At 35.7% G+C, this 17,378-nt stretch carries 17 protein-coding genes; 7 read left to right on the forward strand and 10 right to left on the reverse strand.

All coding sequences use genetic code 11. The annotated features are described in order from the left end of the window. Positions 1-2 precede the first annotated feature (2 nt). From purC to purE, 3 genes are read right to left on the reverse strand one after another with little or no spacing between them, the layout of a single operon-like run. A complete protein-coding gene (gene purC, locus ACF3N8_RS10495) occupies positions 3-704 on the reverse strand; it encodes a phosphoribosylaminoimidazolesuccinocarboxamide synthase (protein WP_009383678.1) in 702 nt (233 codons plus the stop codon). Then, the gene (gene purK, locus ACF3N8_RS10500; RefSeq protein WP_009383679.1) at positions 705-1,835 is read right to left on the reverse strand and encodes a 5-(carboxyamino)imidazole ribonucleotide synthase; all 1,131 of its coding nucleotides are present in this window, start codon (positions 1,833-1,835) and stop codon (positions 705-707) included. Then, a complete protein-coding gene (gene purE, locus ACF3N8_RS10505; RefSeq protein ID WP_009383680.1) occupies positions 1,822-2,304 on the reverse strand; it encodes a 5-(carboxyamino)imidazole ribonucleotide mutase in 483 nt (160 codons plus the stop codon). The genes purK and purE overlap by 14 nt, the downstream gene beginning before the upstream one ends. A gap of 212 nt (positions 2,305-2,516) precedes the next feature. Between purE and folD the strand changes: the two genes are divergently transcribed. After that, on the forward strand, positions 2,517-3,374 hold the full coding sequence (gene folD / locus ACF3N8_RS10510) for a bifunctional methylenetetrahydrofolate dehydrogenase/methenyltetrahydrofolate cyclohydrolase FolD (protein ID WP_009383681.1): 858 nt from the start codon (positions 2,517-2,519) through the stop codon (positions 3,372-3,374). Positions 3,375-3,433: 59 nt separating this feature from the next. Here the strand turns inward: folD and ACF3N8_RS10515 are convergent, their stop codons facing one another. After that, on the reverse strand, positions 3,434-4,576 hold the full coding sequence (locus ACF3N8_RS10515; protein ID WP_009383682.1) for a globin domain-containing protein: 1,143 nt from the start codon (positions 4,574-4,576) through the stop codon (positions 3,434-3,436). Between the two features lie 241 nt (positions 4,577-4,817). On the opposite strand from ACF3N8_RS10515, the gene ACF3N8_RS10520 reads away from it, so the two are divergent. The 6 genes from ACF3N8_RS10520 (at position 4,818) to rihC (ending at position 10,592) form a co-directional block, all read left to right on the forward strand. Continuing rightward, positions 4,818-5,141 carry a DUF5011 domain-containing protein gene (locus ACF3N8_RS10520; protein WP_009383683.1) on the forward strand — a complete coding sequence of 108 codons (324 nt, stop codon included), beginning with the start codon at positions 4,818-4,820 and terminating at the stop codon, positions 5,139-5,141. A gap of 399 nt (positions 5,142-5,540) precedes the next feature. Beyond that, entirely contained in the window at positions 5,541-6,653 is a 1,113-nt protein-coding gene (gene qoxA / locus ACF3N8_RS10525) for a cytochrome aa3 quinol oxidase subunit II (protein ID WP_009383685.1), read from the forward strand. A gap of 8 nt (positions 6,654-6,661) precedes the next feature. After that, positions 6,662-8,647: a cytochrome aa3 quinol oxidase subunit I gene (gene qoxB, locus ACF3N8_RS10530; RefSeq protein ID WP_026048962.1), complete on the forward strand. Its 1,986-nt coding sequence runs from the start codon at positions 6,662-6,664 to the stop codon at positions 8,645-8,647. Then, entirely contained in the window at positions 8,640-9,245 is a 606-nt protein-coding gene (qoxC, locus tag ACF3N8_RS10535) for a cytochrome aa3 quinol oxidase subunit III (protein WP_009383688.1), read from the forward strand. The genes qoxB and qoxC overlap by 8 nt, the downstream gene beginning before the upstream one ends. After that, positions 9,242-9,532, forward strand: coding sequence for a cytochrome aa3 quinol oxidase subunit IV (gene qoxD / locus ACF3N8_RS10540; protein WP_009383690.1), 291 nt, complete (start codon positions 9,242-9,244; stop codon positions 9,530-9,532). Before qoxC ends, qoxD begins: the two co-directional genes overlap by 4 nt. 151 nt (positions 9,533-9,683) lie before the next feature. Beyond that, positions 9,684-10,592: a ribonucleoside hydrolase RihC gene (gene rihC, locus ACF3N8_RS10545; protein WP_009383691.1), complete on the forward strand. Its 909-nt coding sequence runs from the start codon at positions 9,684-9,686 to the stop codon at positions 10,590-10,592. 63 nt (positions 10,593-10,655) lie between these two features. Here the strand turns inward: rihC and lacG are convergent, their stop codons facing one another. The 6 genes from lacG to ACF3N8_RS10575 all read right to left on the reverse strand — a co-directional run bounded on the left by lacG (position 10,656) and on the right by ACF3N8_RS10575 (position 17,364). Beyond that, on the reverse strand, positions 10,656-12,065 hold the full coding sequence (gene lacG / locus ACF3N8_RS10550; protein WP_009383692.1) for a 6-phospho-beta-galactosidase: 1,410 nt from the start codon (positions 12,063-12,065) through the stop codon (positions 10,656-10,658). A gap of 13 nt (positions 12,066-12,078) precedes the next feature. Continuing rightward, entirely contained in the window at positions 12,079-13,767 is a 1,689-nt protein-coding gene (locus ACF3N8_RS10555; protein WP_017176611.1) for a lactose/cellobiose PTS transporter subunit IIB, read from the reverse strand. Positions 13,768-13,788: 21 nt separating this feature from the next. Further along, positions 13,789-14,106, reverse strand: a complete 318-nt coding sequence (locus tag ACF3N8_RS10560; RefSeq protein ID WP_009383694.1) for a PTS lactose/cellobiose transporter subunit IIA — start codon at positions 14,104-14,106, stop codon at positions 13,789-13,791. A 317-nt stretch (positions 14,107-14,423) separates the two neighbouring features. Next, the gene (locus ACF3N8_RS10565) at positions 14,424-15,005 is read right to left on the reverse strand and encodes a PepSY domain-containing protein (protein WP_009383695.1); all 582 of its coding nucleotides are present in this window, start codon (positions 15,003-15,005) and stop codon (positions 14,424-14,426) included. Between the two features lie 100 nt (positions 15,006-15,105). Then, positions 15,106-16,437 carry a glycosyltransferase gene (locus ACF3N8_RS10570; protein WP_009383696.1) on the reverse strand — a complete coding sequence of 444 codons (1,332 nt, stop codon included), beginning with the start codon at positions 16,435-16,437 and terminating at the stop codon, positions 15,106-15,108. Positions 16,438-16,449: 12 nt separating this feature from the next. Next, positions 16,450-17,364: an ABC transporter ATP-binding protein gene (locus ACF3N8_RS10575; protein WP_009383698.1), complete on the reverse strand. Its 915-nt coding sequence runs from the start codon at positions 17,362-17,364 to the stop codon at positions 16,450-16,452. Positions 17,365-17,378 lie beyond the last annotated feature (14 nt).

Here is a 17,378-nt window from a genome sequence, read left to right on the forward strand (position 1 = left end):
TTTTAAATTTCCTCCAATTTATTTAAGAAAGTTTGGTACGTATCAATTAATGAACCAGTGTCTTCGCGGTAAACATCTTTATCAAAGTTCTCATTCGTTGCTTTATCCCAAATACGACATGTATCAGGAGAAATTTCATCTGCGAGCACGATATTACCGTTCGCATCCTTACCAAATTCAATTTTGAAATCCACTAGCGTTAAGTTCATCTTATCCATGAGTTCAACTAAAGCTGCGTTAACTTTATAAGCATGATCTTTAATTTCTTTCATTTCGTCATCGTTCGCGATGTGTAAGAGCTTCACGTGGTCATCTGTAATTAATGGATCATTTAAATCATCATTTTTGTAAAAGAACTCTAAGAGTGGCTTTTCAAATTGGTGGCCCTTCTCAAATCCTAAGCGACGTGTAATTGAACCAGCTGCAACGTTACGAATGACAACTTCCAATGGAATAATCGTAACTTCTTCAACGAGTTGTTCCGTTTCAGAAAGTTGCTTAATGAAGTGACTCTTTACGCCGTTATCCTTTAAATATTCAAAGATTCGAGACGTAATTTGGTTGTTTAAAGTACCTTTGCCAGCCATATCGTCCTTCTTAGCACCGTTGCCTGCTGTTACTTCGTCTTTGTACTCTAAACGAAGTACATGGTCCTCATCAGTCGTGAAGACGCGTTTCGCTTTACCTTCGTATTTTAAAGACATTTATTGATTTCTCCCTTCAAATGTACGTAACATTTCTGCTTCAGTTTGATCTACATCATCTGTAAGTAACGTCATATGTCCCATCTTGCGATCTTGTTTACGCTCAGTTTTACCATATATATGCACATGCCATTCTGGGTGTTTTGAAAAGTCCTGTTCCAATAAGTCCAGGTCTCGACCTAATAAATTCATCATAACTGCAGGTTTTAGAAGTGTTATAGATTGAGGTAAGTCTTGACCTGCGACAGCTAAGATATGTGTATCAAATTGTGAAAAGTCACAAGCTTCTATCGAATAATGACCTGAGTTATGCGGTCTTGGTGCAATTTCGTTTACGAATAATTCACCTGATTGATCAACGAAAAATTCGACTGTAAATGTACCTACGAAATGAATCGCATTACTAATTTTCTGAACTTCCTGTTGCGCTTGTTGCTCAATGTCGTTTGTACGAGCGGGCACAATCGTTTTAAATAAAATTTGGTTTTGATGTTCGTTTTCTTGAAGTGGGAAGAATACAATTTGATTATCGTGACCAATTGTCACGGTTAACGAAACTTCCTTGTCTAAATTAACGAATTGTTCGGCTACACATTCTTGTTGAGAAATGAGCGTTAATGCTTCTTCAATTTGTTCAGATGATTGCATTAATATTTGGCCTTTACCATCGTAGCCACCAAAACGTGTCTTAAGCACGAGTGGAAAGCCGAGCGTTTGGATTGCTTGATTTAAATCATCTGGACTCGTCACTTGTACAAAGGGTACGACCTTAGCGCCTGCTTCACTTAAGGTTTCTTTCTCCGTGAGACGATCTTGTAATAATGATATTGCTTCGTACCCTTGAGGTACATTGAACTTTTCAGTTAATGCTTTGAGTTGTTTCGCATCAATATTTTCAAATTCATATGTGATGACGTCTGATCTCTCACCAAGCTCATTTAAAGCTTTTTCGTCATCGTAATTCGCGTGTATAAACGCGTGTGATACATATTGAGTCGGACATTCAGCATCAGGATCAAGCACAATAACACGGTAGCCCATCTTTTGAGCGGATTGTGCCATCATCTTGCCAAGTTGTCCACCTCCAATAATACCTATCGTATCTCCCATGTTGAGCTTATTGAAGGTCACTTTGCATCTCCTCTACTTTCTCTACGAGCGACTGTTCGTAATTTTTAAGGTTTTGGCTCACTTTATCATCTGTCATGCCAACCATTCTTGCTGCTAAAATACCAGCATTCTTAGCGCCTGCTTTACCAATTGCTGTTGTAGCTACTGGAATACCGCCTGGCATTTGAACGATTGATAATAGTGAATCAAGTCCTTTTAAACTTTTAGATTCAATTGGTACGCCTATAACAGGTAATGTTGTCATAGAAGCAACCATACCTGGTAAGTGCGCGGCACCACCAGCACCTGCAATGATAATGTCATAGCCATTATCTTTAGCATTAGTAGCAAAATCTACCATCATGTGAGGCGTACGATGTGCTGATACAACTTTCTTTTCGTACGGAATTTCTAATGTTTCTAACATAGTGCAGCTTTCCTTCATAATGTCCCAATCTGAAGAACTGCCCATAATAACCGCAACTTTCACGTTGAACACCCTTTCAATCATTTGAAATTGTATGCTTAATAGATGTATATTACAGATATAGCATATCAATCATCTATTGCTTTTTCAATCCAAAAATCGAACTTTCATCAATTATTTAGTTATAATTTTCGTTTTTTGAAGCGAAAACACGTATTTTAGAACTATAATGATATTGAAAGTTCGATTACCAAAAAGAAAGGAAGATGAATTAAATGGTAGCGAAAATTTTAGACGGTAAACAAATCGCAAAAGATTACAGACAAGGTCTTCAAGATCAAGTAGAGGCTTTAAAAGAAAAAGGTTACACACCAAAATTATCCGTTATCTTAGTAGGTAATGACGGTGCAAGCCAAAGTTACGTAAAAGCTAAAAACAAAGCAGCTGAGAAAATTGGTATGATTTCAGAAATCGTACATTTAGAAGAAAGCGCAAGTGAAGAAGAAGTATTAAGCGAATTAGAACGTTTAAATAATGACGATTCAGTAAGCGGTATCTTAGTTCAAGTACCTTTACCTGAACAAGTAAGTGAACAAAAAGTATTAGAAGCAATTAACCCTGAAAAAGACGTTGATGGCTTCCACCCAGCAAATATTGGTAAACTTTATATTGATGAACAAACATTTGTACCATGTACACCTCTAGGTATTATGGAACTATTAAAACACTCTGATATGGACTTAGAAGGTAAGAACGCGGTTGTTATTGGTCGTAGCCACATCGTAGGTCAACCAGTAGCTAAGTTATTAATTCAACAAAACGCGACAGTTACAATCCTTCATTCTAGAAGTCAAAACCAACAAGAATTCCTTAAAAATGCAGACGTTATCGTAAGTGCTGTAGGTCGTCCTGGATTAGTTACTAAAGATGACGTTAAAGAAGGCGCAGTAGTTATTGACGTTGGTAATACACCTGATGAAAACGGTAAATTAAAAGGTGACGTTGAATACGACGAAGTTAAAGAAGTTGCTGGCACAATTACACCAGTACCTGGTGGTGTTGGCCCAATGACAATTACAATGGTGCTTAACAACACATTATTAGCTGAAAAAATGCGCCGTGGAATTGAATAAAGCGTATTCATTAAGGCATAGAAAAACCCGAACCTTCATATAAGGTTCGGGTTTTATTATTATACTTCTACACTTAAACGTGGAACGAATGTTTCAAAGTGAACTTTCGTCATATCTACGTGTAACGCTTTTAATTCTTTAACAATTGCTTGAATGAAGACTGTACCACCACATACATAAATTTCAGTGTTAGCCTCTAGATAGTCCTTCAACTCATCTTTTAATAAATAACCTTCAACTGATTTGTCATGAATGTGTAATTTAGCATTACCTTGTTCTGCAATTTCTTTTAAATCTTGTTCAAAAGGACTCTCGCCCGCTTTATCAGCAACTTGAATAAATTTAACATCTTGGCTTTCAGATGTAGCTTGTTTAAACATAGGAATTAATGGTGTAGTCCCAATGCCTGAACCGATAAATAATTGATCATGCTCAGGGTTGTGAACTTTGAAGCCACCTACTGGCGCTGATAATAAGATATCATCTCCTACACTAAACTCGTCGTGTAAGATTGCAGATACTTCACCTTCCATATCATTTTCAACATGGCGTTTAACAGCGAATTTCAAACTGTCTTGCGTACCTTCAACTACTGAATAATGACGCTTAGCACGATAAGGTAACTTTGTACTATTAACATCTACTGTAATATATTGACCTGGTACATATTGACTTAAATCAATACCATTAGTGTCTACTGTATACACTTTAATGTCAGAACGTTCTTCTTCAATAGATGTAATCTTAAATGGTTTGAAACCATCCCAAATCATAGAATCATAAATTTCTTTTTCAACTTGAATAAACGCGTCAGCGATTTCACCGTAAGCTTTACCCCAAGTTTGAATAATCGGATGACTCTCCTCTAACCCAACAACTTCTTGAATAGCTGCTAGTAAGTTCTCACCTACTATAGGATAATGTTCCGGAAATACTTGTAATGCACAGTGCTTATAACCAATCTCTTTTACAACAGGTAAAATCTTTGATAAATCATCGATATTTACCGCTGCAGCTAATACCGATTGTGCTAGCGCAGTAGATTGAAAGCCGCGTTTTTGGTTCGTTTGGTTAAACATATTTCTTAATTCTGGGTGTTGATTAAACATTCTATTATAGAATGTCTGCGTAATTTCAGTCCCTTGCTTTTGTAACACTGGCACCGTTTGTTGGATAATGTCTTTTTCTTCACTCGTTAACATAAAATCACTCCCGTAAAAATTTAACCTATACAATATTTATTATTAAAACTTACATGAAACACCATTTACCACTACAGTAAAAGCCATATAAGTTTCATAACGCTTACAAGATTTTGATAGAATTTTAATGCTATTTTAATAAAGATTAGGTATATTACGACCATAGATTGATGTAAAATCATAGGTAGTAATGTAACTTTATATATAACTACAATTTTGATTATCTTGGAGGCTTTATCACATGAACAAACTTTTACAATCATTATCCGCAATCGGAGTTTCAGCTACATTAGTATCTCCAAACTTAAATGCTGAAGCTACTAGTAACTCCATCCCTCAAATTAAAGGCGTTGAAGATGGTGTGATTGAACTTGGAGAAAACTTCAACTTAAGAAATGGCATCAGTGCTTACGATAAAGAAGACGGCGATTTAACAGATAAGATTAAAATTAATGGCCATGTGGATACTGATAAACCAGGTAAATACAAAATTACATATGAAGTTAGAGATTCAGATGGTGCTACAGATTTACACACGCGTTTTATCGAAGTAATTGACCAATAATCAAAATTAAATGAACACAAACTGGAGTTAACTTTAGCTCCAGTTTTTTTCTATCTCAATTTCATTGTAAATCTCATATTACGAAAAAGCACCCTAATTTCATGTCAGGAATTCCCCTAATTTCTTTCAAAATTTAATATTCGAATGAACTTAAAACCCCTTTTTATATGCCAAATTCACGCGTTTTTTCATCAAATTATTTACTAAAAGTTAAATATGACAGTTTTCACAAAATGTACACATATTCTTAACAAATCTTTGAACCCACGCCAGTCCCCATTTCACAACGGTTTAAGCAGATTTTTTACTTAAATTTATCGTTAAACCTCTTGTAAATATTGCGTAATATTTTAAAATTAGTGATAAGCCCTACATTTGTAGTATTAGGAGGTTAAGAAAGTGTCAAAATTTAAGTCTTTACTTCTATTTTTAGGCGCCGTTATCTTACTTAGTGGTTGTTCTAATTTAGAAGTTTTAAACGCAAAAGGGCCAATGGCAAGCGATTTAAAATTCTTAATCATTTATTCGATTATATTTATGCTTGTTATTGTTGCTGTGGTATTTATTCTTTTCATGATATTCAGTATTAAATATCGTTTAAAGAATACTGAAAAATCAGGAACGATGCACCACAACTCTTTACTTGAAACTGTTTGGTTCGTCATCCCTGTATTGATTTTAATCGCTTTAGCAATTCCAACTATACAAGCGCTATACAGTGCAGAGGAAAAACCAAAGAAAGAGGAAGATCCAATTGTAATTTATGCTACTAGTGCTGGATTTAAATGGTTCTTCAGTTATCCTGAAGAAAAAATTGAAACTGTTAACCATTTAACTATTCCTAAAGATCGTCCAGTAGTATTCAAGTTACAATCAATGGACACTATGACGAGTTTCTGGATTCCACAACTTGGTGGTCAAAAGTACGCTATGACTGGCATGACGATGGAATGGACTTTACAAGCTTCTGAAGAAGGTACATTCAAAGGTAGAAACTCAAACTTCAACGGTGAAGGTTTTGCGCGTCAAACATTTGATGTCAAAGCTGTAGACAACAAATCGTACAAAGAATGGGTTAAGAAAGCTCAAGGTGAGAAGAAATTAACTCAAGATACATTTGACAAACAAATTTTACCTATCACACCTAACAAAGAATTAACATTCAGTGGTACACATATGGCATTTGTTGATCCAGCTGCTGACCCTGAATACATCTTCTATGCTTATGATCGTTATAAATTCGTACCTAAAGATCCTAACTTCTATGATCAAAAGAAAGGTGTTTCTGATAAACCAGTTAAACCACCTCGTAAACCTCAAATCACAAACCCTAACTATGAACGTCATGGTATGAAGGCAATGATTTTAGGTAACAACGAATCTTATGACAGTGAATTCAAGAAAGAAGAAGACCACAACATGGATGAGATGGAAGAAATCTCTGAAGGTGCTAAGTCAGAAGACGCATCTAAGTCTAAGAAAAAAGAAAAAGAGCATGGAGGTGAACATTAATGAATTGGATTAATTTCCCTTTCCATGAACTTTTAGTTCAAGGTAACTGGATGATTACTCTTGCACAAATCAGTGCACCATTTATGGTTCTAGGAGTACTAGCTGTTATTACTTACTTTAAGTTATGGAAGTTCCTATACAAAGAATGGTTCACATCGGTCGACCATAAGAAAATCGGCTTTATGTACCTTGTTTGTGCAATATTAATGTTTGTTCGTGGTGGTATAGATGCTTTATTATTACGTACGCAATTGACGATACCTGATAATAAGTTCTTAGAATCCAACCACTACAACGAGATTTTCACGACACACGGTGTAATCATGATTATCTTTATGGCGATGCCGTTCGTAATTGGTTTAATGAACGTTATCGTTCCATTACAAATTGGGGCTCGCGACGTAGCATTCCCTGTTATGAATAACATTAGTTTCTGGTTATTCGTTTCTGGTATGTTACTGTTCAACTTATCATTCATTATCGGTGGTTCACCTGCTGCAGGTTGGACAAACTACGCACCACTTGCTGGTGAATTTAGTCCAGGACCAGGTGTTAACTACTACTTAATAGCTATTCAGATAGCAGGTATCGGTACCTTAATGACCGGTATCAACTTCTTCGTTACAATACTTAAACTTAAAACGAAGACAATGCGTTTCATGGAAATGCCGATGTTCACAGTTACTACTTTCGTAACTGCATTAATCATCATCTTAGCATTCCCACCTTTAACAATCGCATTAGCATTAATGACAGTAGATAGAATCTTCGGATCAACGTTCTTTACAGTTGCCGAAGGCGGTATGCCAATGCTATGGGCTAACTTCTTCTGGGTATGGGGGCACCCTGAAGTATATATCTTAATCCTTCCAGCATTCGGTATATTCTCAGAAATCATTCCTACATTTGCTCGTAAACGTTTATTCGGTCATCACAGTATGATTTGGGCAACTGCAGGTATCGCATTCTTAAGTTTCTTAGTATGGGTTCACCATTTCTTCACAATGGGTAATGGTGCTTTAGTTAACTCAGTATTCTCAATCACAACAATGTTAATCTCAGTACCTACTGGTGTGAAAATCTTTAACTGGTTATTCACACTTCATAAAGGTAGAATTTCATTCGAATCACCAATGTTATTCTCATTAGCATTCATACCGAACTTCGTTATCGGTGGTGTAACTGGTGTTATGTTAGCGATGGCTTCTGCCGACTACCAATACCACAATACTTACTTCTTAGTAGCCCACTTCCATAACGTAATTGTTGCCGGTGTCGTATTCGCTTGTTTAGCTGCCCTAATTTTCTGGTATCCAAAAATGATGGGTTACAAGTTACAAGAGAAACTTAACAAATGGTGTTTCTGGTTCTTCATGATTGGTTATAATGTGACGTTCGTACCGCAATATGTTTTAGGTTTAGATGGTATGCCACGTCGTCTTTACACTTACAGTAATGCTGATGGTTGGTTTATCTTAAACCTTATTTCAACAATCGGTGCTATCATCATGACAATTGGTTTCTTATTCTTAGTTGCCAATATCGTATGGAGTCACTTTAAATCACCACGTGAAGCTACTGGTGATAACTGGTACGGCTTAGGACGTACATTAGAGTGGTCAACAGCTTCTGCTAAACCACCTCATTACAACTTTGCTGTAACACCAGATTGGGATGACTATGATACTTTCGTAGACATGAAAGCTAAAGGTCGTCACTTCCTAGACAACAAGAACTACGGTGAAATTCACATGCCTAATAACACACACGTTGGTTTCTGGATGTCAATCTTCTTCACTATTGCTGGTTTCTTCTTAGTATTCGAAACAATCTTACCAGCAATCTTAGGCTTAATCGGCGTATTTGCAACTATGATTTATCGTAGTTTCGAAGACGAACATGGTTACCATATCCCTGAGCATGAAGTAAGACAAACTGAAGAACGTTTAAGAAACGAACGTATTAAAGAAAGGGAGGCTATGAGTCATGAGTAATCATACAAATACAATTGATGCGCAAACGCATGAAGGTAATTTGAATAAACTCGGCTTTTGGATCTTCCTGACAGCTGAATTCGCATTATTCGGTACGTTATTTGCAACATTATTAACGTTACAGCATGGTGGTGGTTATGGTGGCCACTTAACAACGGACTTATTTGAACTTCCACTTGTTCTAATTATGACGTTCTTACTTTTAATTAGTTCGTATACATGTGGTATTTCAATCTATTACATGCGAAAAGAAAAGAAAGCTTTAATGATGATTTGGATGATCATCACCCTATTACTCGGTGCAGGTTTCGTAGGATTTGAAATCTATGAGTTCGCACACTACGTACACAAAGGTGCTACTCTACAAGCTGGGTCATATTGGTCAAGCTTCTTTATCTTGTTAGGAACTCACGGAGCCCACGTTACGTTAGGTATTTTCTGGATTATTTGTTTATTAATTCAAGTAGGTATGCGTGGACTGAATAAGTACAATGCTCCTAAATTATTTATAGTAAGTTTATACTGGCACTTCTTAGATGTTGTTTGGATCTTCATCTTCACTGCCGTGTATATGATAGGGATGGTGTTTAGCGGATGAATACAATTGTAAAACATACATTAGGCTTTATCGCCTCAATCATTTTAACTTTACTTGCCGTATACGTAACGTTACACACTACATTAGCTCTAAATGCTAAAATTACCATCATTTTTGGTTTTGCTTTCATCCAAGCATTCCTTCAATTATTCATGTTCATGCACTTAACTGAAGGTCGCGATGGACGCGTTCAAGTCTTTAAAGTTATCTTTGCCATCATCATTACTCTAGCTATCGTTATTGGTACTTACTGGGTAATGCAAGGTGGACACGGTTCACACGTATAATAACCGTTAAACAAAGTCCCACAGCTTTATAAGACACCTAAGCTGATTAATTCTTCATTGAATTAATCAGCTTTTTTTATGTCTTGATTAACTGAATTATCTTCTCAAATATGATTCAATGGAAGTGAACTAAGCATAGGGAGGCGTAAATATGTCAATACCAATGATAATTGATACTGATCCAGGTATCGATGATGCTCAAGCCATTAGCATCGCTTTAAATCACCCAGAATTAGATGTAAAAATGATATCAACAGTTTACGGAAACGTTAGTATTCAAAATACCACTGCAAATACCTTAAAGTTAAAGGGCTTTTTCAAGAGTGATGTTCCAGTACATAGAGGCTCTTCGCACCCCTACCTATCGACCTTAATTGATGCACAAGACGTTCATGGTGCTTCGGGTATGGATGGCCATGAATTTGAAGAGGTTGATCAGAACGATCTCGCTTCACAAAATTCTATATTAGCGATGTACGAAACGATTAAAGCGCATGAAGACCCAATCACAATCATTGCTATCGGACCACTTACAAATATTGCTTTATTACTTCAAACATTCGGTGATATCTCAGACCATATTAAAGAAATAATTCTAATGGGTGGTAGTATAGTTGGCGGTAATGTTACGCCTTATGCAGAATTCAATATCTACTCAGACCCTGAAGCAAGTCAAATCGTGTTTAAATCTGGTTTACCTATCACTATGGTTGGTTTAGATGTTGCGTATAATAGTATGCTTAATCAAGAGGACCTTAAAGAATTACAACGTATGGGTAAAACTGGGGAAATGCTATTCAATCTTCTAAGTCGTTACAGAAGTGATGATTTTGATAAAGGTGTTAAGATTTATGATGTATATACACTTATTTATCTACTGCATCCTGAATTATTTGAAGTAGCTGAAGCATATATAGAGGTTGAATATCGAGACGAAACGTATAAGGGGCAGACATTTGTTGATGAGAAATCTAAATATCCTAATGCAACCGTTGTTAAGGATATCGATAAAGAGGCATTCAAATCTCACTTCTTTAAAGCATTAATTCACTGTCCATAAATCATAAAGAACACGACCTACAATTCTCATCGAATTGTAAGTCGTGTTCTTTATTGAAATCTTTTATGATTCATATATGTCATCTGATAAAGCTTTATACCACTTGGCACTATGCTTAACATAACGTTTCTGTGTTTCGAAATCGATATAGAATAAGCCATAACGTTTGTTGTAACCATTAGACCAGCTAAACATATCTTGTAAAGACCATACGAAATAACCTTTCACATTAATACCATCACGATATGCATCACTAATAGCTTCAATGTGTTGTTTAATATAATCAATTCTTGGTTGATCATCGATTTCGTTTGTCTCAGCATTAAATTCATCTTTATAACCTAGCCCGTTTTCAGTCACATAAATCTTTTTATAATTCGGGTAGTCCTCTTTGATGCGTTGCATCATATCATATAAACCTTGAGGATAAATATACCAGTCCCAATCAGTAGTAGGAATCGCTTCGTTTTTTACAACCTCTCCAATTCCTTTTAACCTAAAGATTGACGTGCCTTTATCCCCTGTTCCATTATGATGAATCAGACTTTCCTCGTCATGGTGTTTAATCCAATTACTTTGGTAATAGTTGATGCCTAAGAAATCTAAATCTTGTGCTGCTTGTTTGATTTCTTCCATTTCTGCATCAGTCATGATTAAATCTTGGTATTCATCACCTAGAATAGCTTGGATAACATTTAACTTCTCTTTAGAATAAGTTCCTAAGAACGTCGCATCGAGCATATAACCATTCATAAATGTATCGTGTCGGTAAGTCGCTAAATGATTGTCCTCTTTGTCATCAATGCTATAAAACTGTAGCAACGCGTGAACAAGACCGATTTCGCCTTCATACCCTCTTGACTTAAATAAGTTAACGATCTTAGAATGGGCTACCATCTGATTATGTTGTGCTTGAAGCGCCTTTAATTTTTGGTACTTTTCACCCGGTGGAAAAGCCCCTGAAATATACTGTCCTTGCACATAAGCAATAGGCTCATTTATCGTTATCCAATTTTTAACAACATCATGATACGTATCAAAAACGAATGCTGCATAATTTTTAAACGTTTCGATTTGGTCTTTATTCAACCAGTCCCCTTTTTTAAATAACGTTTCTGGTGTATCAAAATGATGTAGTGTAACAAACGGTTCGATACCGTACTTGTGACATGTTTCAAATACATTTCTGTAGTAATTTACCCCTAGTTGATTAATTTCTCCCGTCCCTGAAGGAAATATCCGAGACCACGCGATAGAGATGCGCAACGCTTTAATACCGTATTTTGAAGCAAGTTTGATGTCCTCTTCATAACGGTGATAAAAGTCACTTGCTGGGTCTGGTGAAAAACGTCCTTGCTTTTCTAAAAATTCATCCCATAAAACGCGTCCTTTGTTATCTTCTTTACTAGCCCCTTCAACTTGATAAGCTGCTGTTGCAGCCCCCAATATAAATTCCTTAGGTAATTTAATCATTTCTTTCTTCCTCTCATTTTTGTAAAAGTTCAAATATTTTTTTCATAGCACCTTCACCATCTCGTGTAAGTGAAATGTATTCTTTACCTGTGGTAGACATTAATATCGCGCCATGTTGATCCGTAAATTTCTTCATTTCATTTTTCATAGAGTCCATTTGCGGTGCTAAGATAACGATATGCATGTCCTTAATTAAATCCATATCTTGACCATAAGCTCTGGCAGTAGCCTCAAGCGGAATATTATTTTCTTTTGCGTATTTATTTAAACTATTCGCTAATATACCACTCGTACCGCCACCTGCACATACAACTAATACATTAGTGTGTTCTTCGAGTTTTTGTTCACTTTGTGCTTCAGTTTCATTATCACTTGATTGAGTGTCGACTTGTTCTGGTGCTGTGCTAGAAGTAGCAGTAACACCACTTGTTTCAAAACTTAACTCTTCTGCTACTTTCATGCGATCATATGCTTTAATAAATGGCATCCACATCACAAAGTCGACTACCATAATGACTGCAATTAATAATAACGATAAAGTAGCAAAGTTAGATGCCATATAGATACCAATTGGACCAGGTGTTGGCCATGGTAAGAAGTGCATGAACCCATTCATACCAAGATTTTCCACGAAGAATTTAAGTATCCATGAGTTAAAAATAGGCGTTAAGATAAATGGAATCATAAACACTGGGTTTAAAATAATTGGTGCACCGAATAATAACGGTTCATTTACAGCAAACGTTGTAGGTACAACAGAAGCTTTACCTACTGCTTTAAGCTCTTTAGATTTACATAAGAAGATAAAGATATATGGCACTAAGAACGTGGCACCCGTACCACCAATTAATGCAACAAAGTCTTGCGTACTTTGCGTTAAAGCAATATTCGCATGTTCCCCTTCTCTAAATAAGCGTAAGTTTTCAACTTGGTTATTATACATAATTGCGATAACTGCTGGCCCTACTACAGATGGTCCGTGAACACCTATAAACCAGAAGAAAGCAATAAATCCGAAGATAATCGCAAATCCTAAATAACCATTCGCTGCAGTAAATAACGGAGATAATAAGTTTGTAACAAGTTCTGCTGCGTTACCCTTAGTAAAGGCACGAACTACGATATCTACGATCCAGAAGAACGTTATTGATAACGCAAACGGAATCATATCTTTAAATGCTTGCGCTATATTACCAGGTACCTGTGGTGGCATCTTAATAGTTATGTTACGCGAAATACAGAACTTATAAATATTTGGTACCACAAAGGCTACAACGAAAGCCGCGATTAAACCTTTAGTACCAAGTAAATCAATGCTATAACCATCCTTAATCGGATTGATTGCTAAAATAAGTAATGATGATTCTGCTGCTACAAATGTTGAAATCACGTTAATTTGATTGGTTTTTGGCATTTTCAAATTTCGGTTATCGGTAAGTGATTTCGTCACAGTACCAGCCATAAACACTGAAAGCATTCCCATCGTAAAGGTATAAACCTTCATGATGATACCTTCTATATCTTTAGGCCAATGAAATCCCCATACATTAGGCACGTATGCCACTAAAATAAAAAATGATGAAAATAATACAACGGGCATTAATGCCACAAAGCCGTCACGTATGGCAGCTAAATAAGGATTTGAAGCGATCTTTTCAAAAAAAAGCTTCATTCTCTCAATGAATTTGATGATCTTATTCATGTTGTCACCTACTCGCTAAAATTAGTTATGGATTGTTTGATATAAGTCAATCACATAATTCGCTACATCTCTTAAAGCCATAGTCGTCATTAAATGGTCTTGACCATGAACCATAATAAAGCTCATATCCGCAATTTCACCGCTCGCTTCTTTAGCAAGGATTTGCGTTTGCTCTTTATGCGCTTCGGTAATAAATTCATTACACTTTTCAATGTGCGCTTTAGCTTCATCAATTTGATTGTTCTTAGCACATTCTAAAGCTTGCATAACTTCCCTTCTTGCGTAACCTGCGATTGCTACAATTGCAAAACCTACTAACATGTTGTCTTCTTTACTCATAATTGTCACCTCTTGAAAAGAATAATTTATTAAAGTTACTCAAGATGAGATAACTTGATATCGGTTTAAGGCATTGTTAAATTTTGTTTGTTTATTTTTGTTATTGTTTGTTATTGTGCTCAATAATAATTTACTCTTTTCTTAAATATAAGTCAATCCAAAATTTCTGACAATTTTGTATACATCTATTCATTGTCAGTTCTCAACTTGTTACAATTTTAGAGATTTTAAAATATATTTCTTTAAAAGTTTATTAATGTTTATTTATTCAAAAAAAGAGGTGAAACACCGCTTGGCATTTCACCTCTAAACATTTATTAAAATGATTTAGCATCATTTTGAATATTCAATACGATACCTGATTCAGCATCAATATACGCTTCTAAATTGCGTCCAGCATTGCGATAAGCAACGCGATAAACAACAGCCCCAGTAGAATATTCTTTCGTCAATTGCCATCCTCTAATATGATTACCAATCATAGATCGCGCACCTTTCTGTATTGCTTCGAACGTACGCGCCTCATCAAATTCGAAATAATTCGCCTGGTCTATTGGCTCGTTGCTATCTCTGACAGAATGAGAAATGACATCACTTGTTTTCGCATCCACAATCGTAACCGCTTCTTCTTGTTTATCACCTTGGACAATAATATACTTCCATTTATTATCAGAGCGTTCAAATCTAACCTTTTTTAAATGCCCTTTAAACTCATCTTGAGCAATTTCAATCGCATCCGCAGTTTTTACAACTAAGTGATTGACTTTAATTGTTGAATTTTGATAGTATTTATCATCAATTTGCTCGACTTTCGTTTCCTTGTCAGTTTTAGTCGGTATACTACATCCAGATAAGACAAAACCTATCAGGACCATTGGTAGTAATATAAAACGCTTCACTGCTCTCAAACACCCACCCTTATTTATGTTTTGGCATCTTTTTCTTCATAAAAAAGTCCCTTATAACTTGATGCTTTGACATAAGTTATAAGGGAAAGTCTTAGACGTATTGGTTCATCATTCCTAAATGCTTTCCTTGAACAGCTTGCGCTCTATCATAAACATCTAGTAATTTAGCTTTTTCATTGTTCCAATTATAAATGTGCTTCGCATCATACGTATTTGACTTACATGACTCGTATAATGCTTGATCTTCAATTAAACGATTCGTAGCATCTGCTATAGCGTCAACGGAGTGTGAATCGATAGCAAGGCCTACTTGAGTCTCATTGATAACATGTTCAACCTCTGGGAACGAACATCCGACTACAGGTACATGGGCCATGATATACTCAAATAACTTATTAGAGCTTGCTGAGTAGTGATTAAAGCATACATTCTGTAGTACTTGATAACCTAAATAAGCTTCTCTAGTATAGCTTGGCAATTCTTTAAAAGGGACCTTATCGATAAAGAATATACGACTACTCTCACTTGAAGTCTTAGCTTGAGCTTTAAGAGGCTCAGTTAGCTTACCAGCACCTATAAATACAAGAACACCTTCTTTAATTTTTGGCATAGCTTTAATAAGTAATTCTAAGCCACGCCCTTTTTGTAAGCCACCTTGATATAATAAGATCTTCGTGTCCTTTTCAAGACCGAGCCGCTCATGTAAATCGACTTTAGGTCGTTTCTCAATATCGTATAGTTCAGAGTAGTTATACAAAGTGTCGGGACAAAAACCATACAGTTTTTCATTATGTTTAGCACGCGTATGATTTTCAACCATCATGATGTCGACAAAGCGTAATAAGAAGCGTTCAATTTTTTTAATTTTTTCAGGGTTATAACCTGTACGATCACTCTGAACTTCATGACTATCATAAATTAGTGGTCTTGGTTTAAGTCTTAATTTAGAACATACGATACCTTGAGGTAGCGTGTTTAAATCATTCGAATGATAAATATCTGCATTTAAACGATAACCTTTAACAATCATACGCATAATGATTGCACTGTTAACAATCATTTTTCGAAACTTACGTACCTTAATACTCGCTGCACCAGCTACTAGCACCATTAAATACGCACTAAGTAACATAAAATTGACGAAAAATAATCCTATAGCCACCGCAGTCGCTATCCCTCCAATTACAATTAGAAAACGTTTACCTTGGTCTTGATAAGTTTGTAGTAACCACGGGTAACGTTTAACACGGTGAACACGAAAACGTTCATTTACTTTTTCATATGCTTGAATCATTTTATTCTTAGGATCGTTAATCGCTATTAAATCAACGTTATATCCGTTATCACTCAATGCAGTACATTCTCGGTTAACACGTGCATCATTCGTAAAATGATTCCAAACAAACATACCTACTTTCTTCATAAAACGTCGCTCCTATCCAATTAAACCAATTTGATATAAAGTAGCTAAGACAAATAAGCCAATACTACTAACCAGTGGAATGAAAGTGGTCCATGGCACTTTATCTTCATTAATAGTTTCGATGTGCTTACTCTTTTCTCGTTGTTTTTCCATCATTTTTTCACGATAAGACGCTTTTTCATCTTTACTTAATTTCTTAAAATCATTAATGAGTTTATTATATTTATTAACTACCGGATTTACGTCTCCATACTCTAATACTTCACCATAATGAATCCATAAGGCTTTGTCGCACATTTTTCGTATTTGACCAGCAGAATGAGAAACAAAGAAGATCGTTTTGCCTTGTTCTTGCAACTTCTTCATCTGAGTTATGCATTTGTTTGAGAAGGTTTGGTCACCGACAGATAAAGCTTCATCCACTATTAAAACATCAGGATTCGTATGGATTGCAATTGAGAATCCTAAACGTGCTCTCATACCGCTTGAATAAGACTTTATAGGTTGATGAATAAAGTTTCCTAGTTCTGAGAATTTAACAATCTCATCAAATACAGCATTAATTTCTTTATCAGTCATTCCGTGCATTAAACATTTATACCTAATATTCTCTACACCTGTAAAGTCATTTTTTAAACCAGCTGAAATAGCAATGAGTGAAGTATCGCCATTAATATCTATAGTTCCAGTTGATGGTTTAACAACCTCTGCTAAAATATTTGAAAGCGTTGATTTACCAGAACCATTTAGCCCGATTATTCCCACTGACATGCCTTCTTCTACCTCAAATGATACATCATGTAGCGCATAGTAAGGTTTAGGTTTATAAAAATATCCGAATGACAAGAGAGATAAAATTTTGCTAACTTTGCTTCGGTTTAAATCATATATTTTAGAGACATTCTCAGCTTTAACTTTGTAACTCATTAGTACACCTACTT

The organism is Staphylococcus massiliensis (genome assembly GCF_043186315.1).
Taxonomy (GTDB): Bacteria; Bacillota; Bacilli; order Staphylococcales; family Staphylococcaceae; genus Staphylococcus; species Staphylococcus massiliensis.

Bases quoted from the DNA above. Each gene is read 5' to 3' on its own strand.
- lacG (WP_009383692.1), bottom strand. From the start codon at position 12,065: ATGATTAAATTACCTAAGGAATTTATATTGGGGGCTGCAACAGCAGCT.
- folD (WP_009383681.1), top strand. From the start codon at position 2,517: ATGGTAGCGAAAATTTTAGACGGTAAACAAATCGCAAAAGATTACAGA.
- ACF3N8_RS10515 (WP_009383682.1), bottom strand. From the start codon at position 4,576: ATGTTAACGAGTGAAGAAAAAGACATTATCCAACAAACGGTGCCAGTG.
- ACF3N8_RS10575 (WP_009383698.1), bottom strand. From the start codon at position 17,364: ATGAGTTACAAAGTTAAAGCTGAGAATGTCTCTAAAATATATGATTTA.
- ACF3N8_RS10555 (WP_017176611.1), bottom strand. From the start codon at position 13,767: ATGAATAAGATCATCAAATTCATTGAGAGAATGAAGCTTTTTTTTGAA.
- ACF3N8_RS10520 (WP_009383683.1), top strand. From the start codon at position 4,818: ATGAACAAACTTTTACAATCATTATCCGCAATCGGAGTTTCAGCTACA.
- ACF3N8_RS10560 (WP_009383694.1), bottom strand. From the start codon at position 14,106: ATGAGTAAAGAAGACAACATGTTAGTAGGTTTTGCAATTGTAGCAATC.
- rihC (WP_009383691.1), top strand. From the start codon at position 9,684: ATGTCAATACCAATGATAATTGATACTGATCCAGGTATCGATGATGCT.
- ACF3N8_RS10570 (WP_009383696.1), bottom strand. From the start codon at position 16,437: ATGAAGAAAGTAGGTATGTTTGTTTGGAATCATTTTACGAATGATGCA.
- qoxD (WP_009383690.1), top strand. From the start codon at position 9,242: ATGAATACAATTGTAAAACATACATTAGGCTTTATCGCCTCAATCATT.
- qoxC (WP_009383688.1), top strand. From the start codon at position 8,640: ATGAGTAATCATACAAATACAATTGATGCGCAAACGCATGAAGGTAAT.
- purC (WP_009383678.1), bottom strand. From the start codon at position 704: ATGTCTTTAAAATACGAAGGTAAAGCGAAACGCGTCTTCACGACTGAT.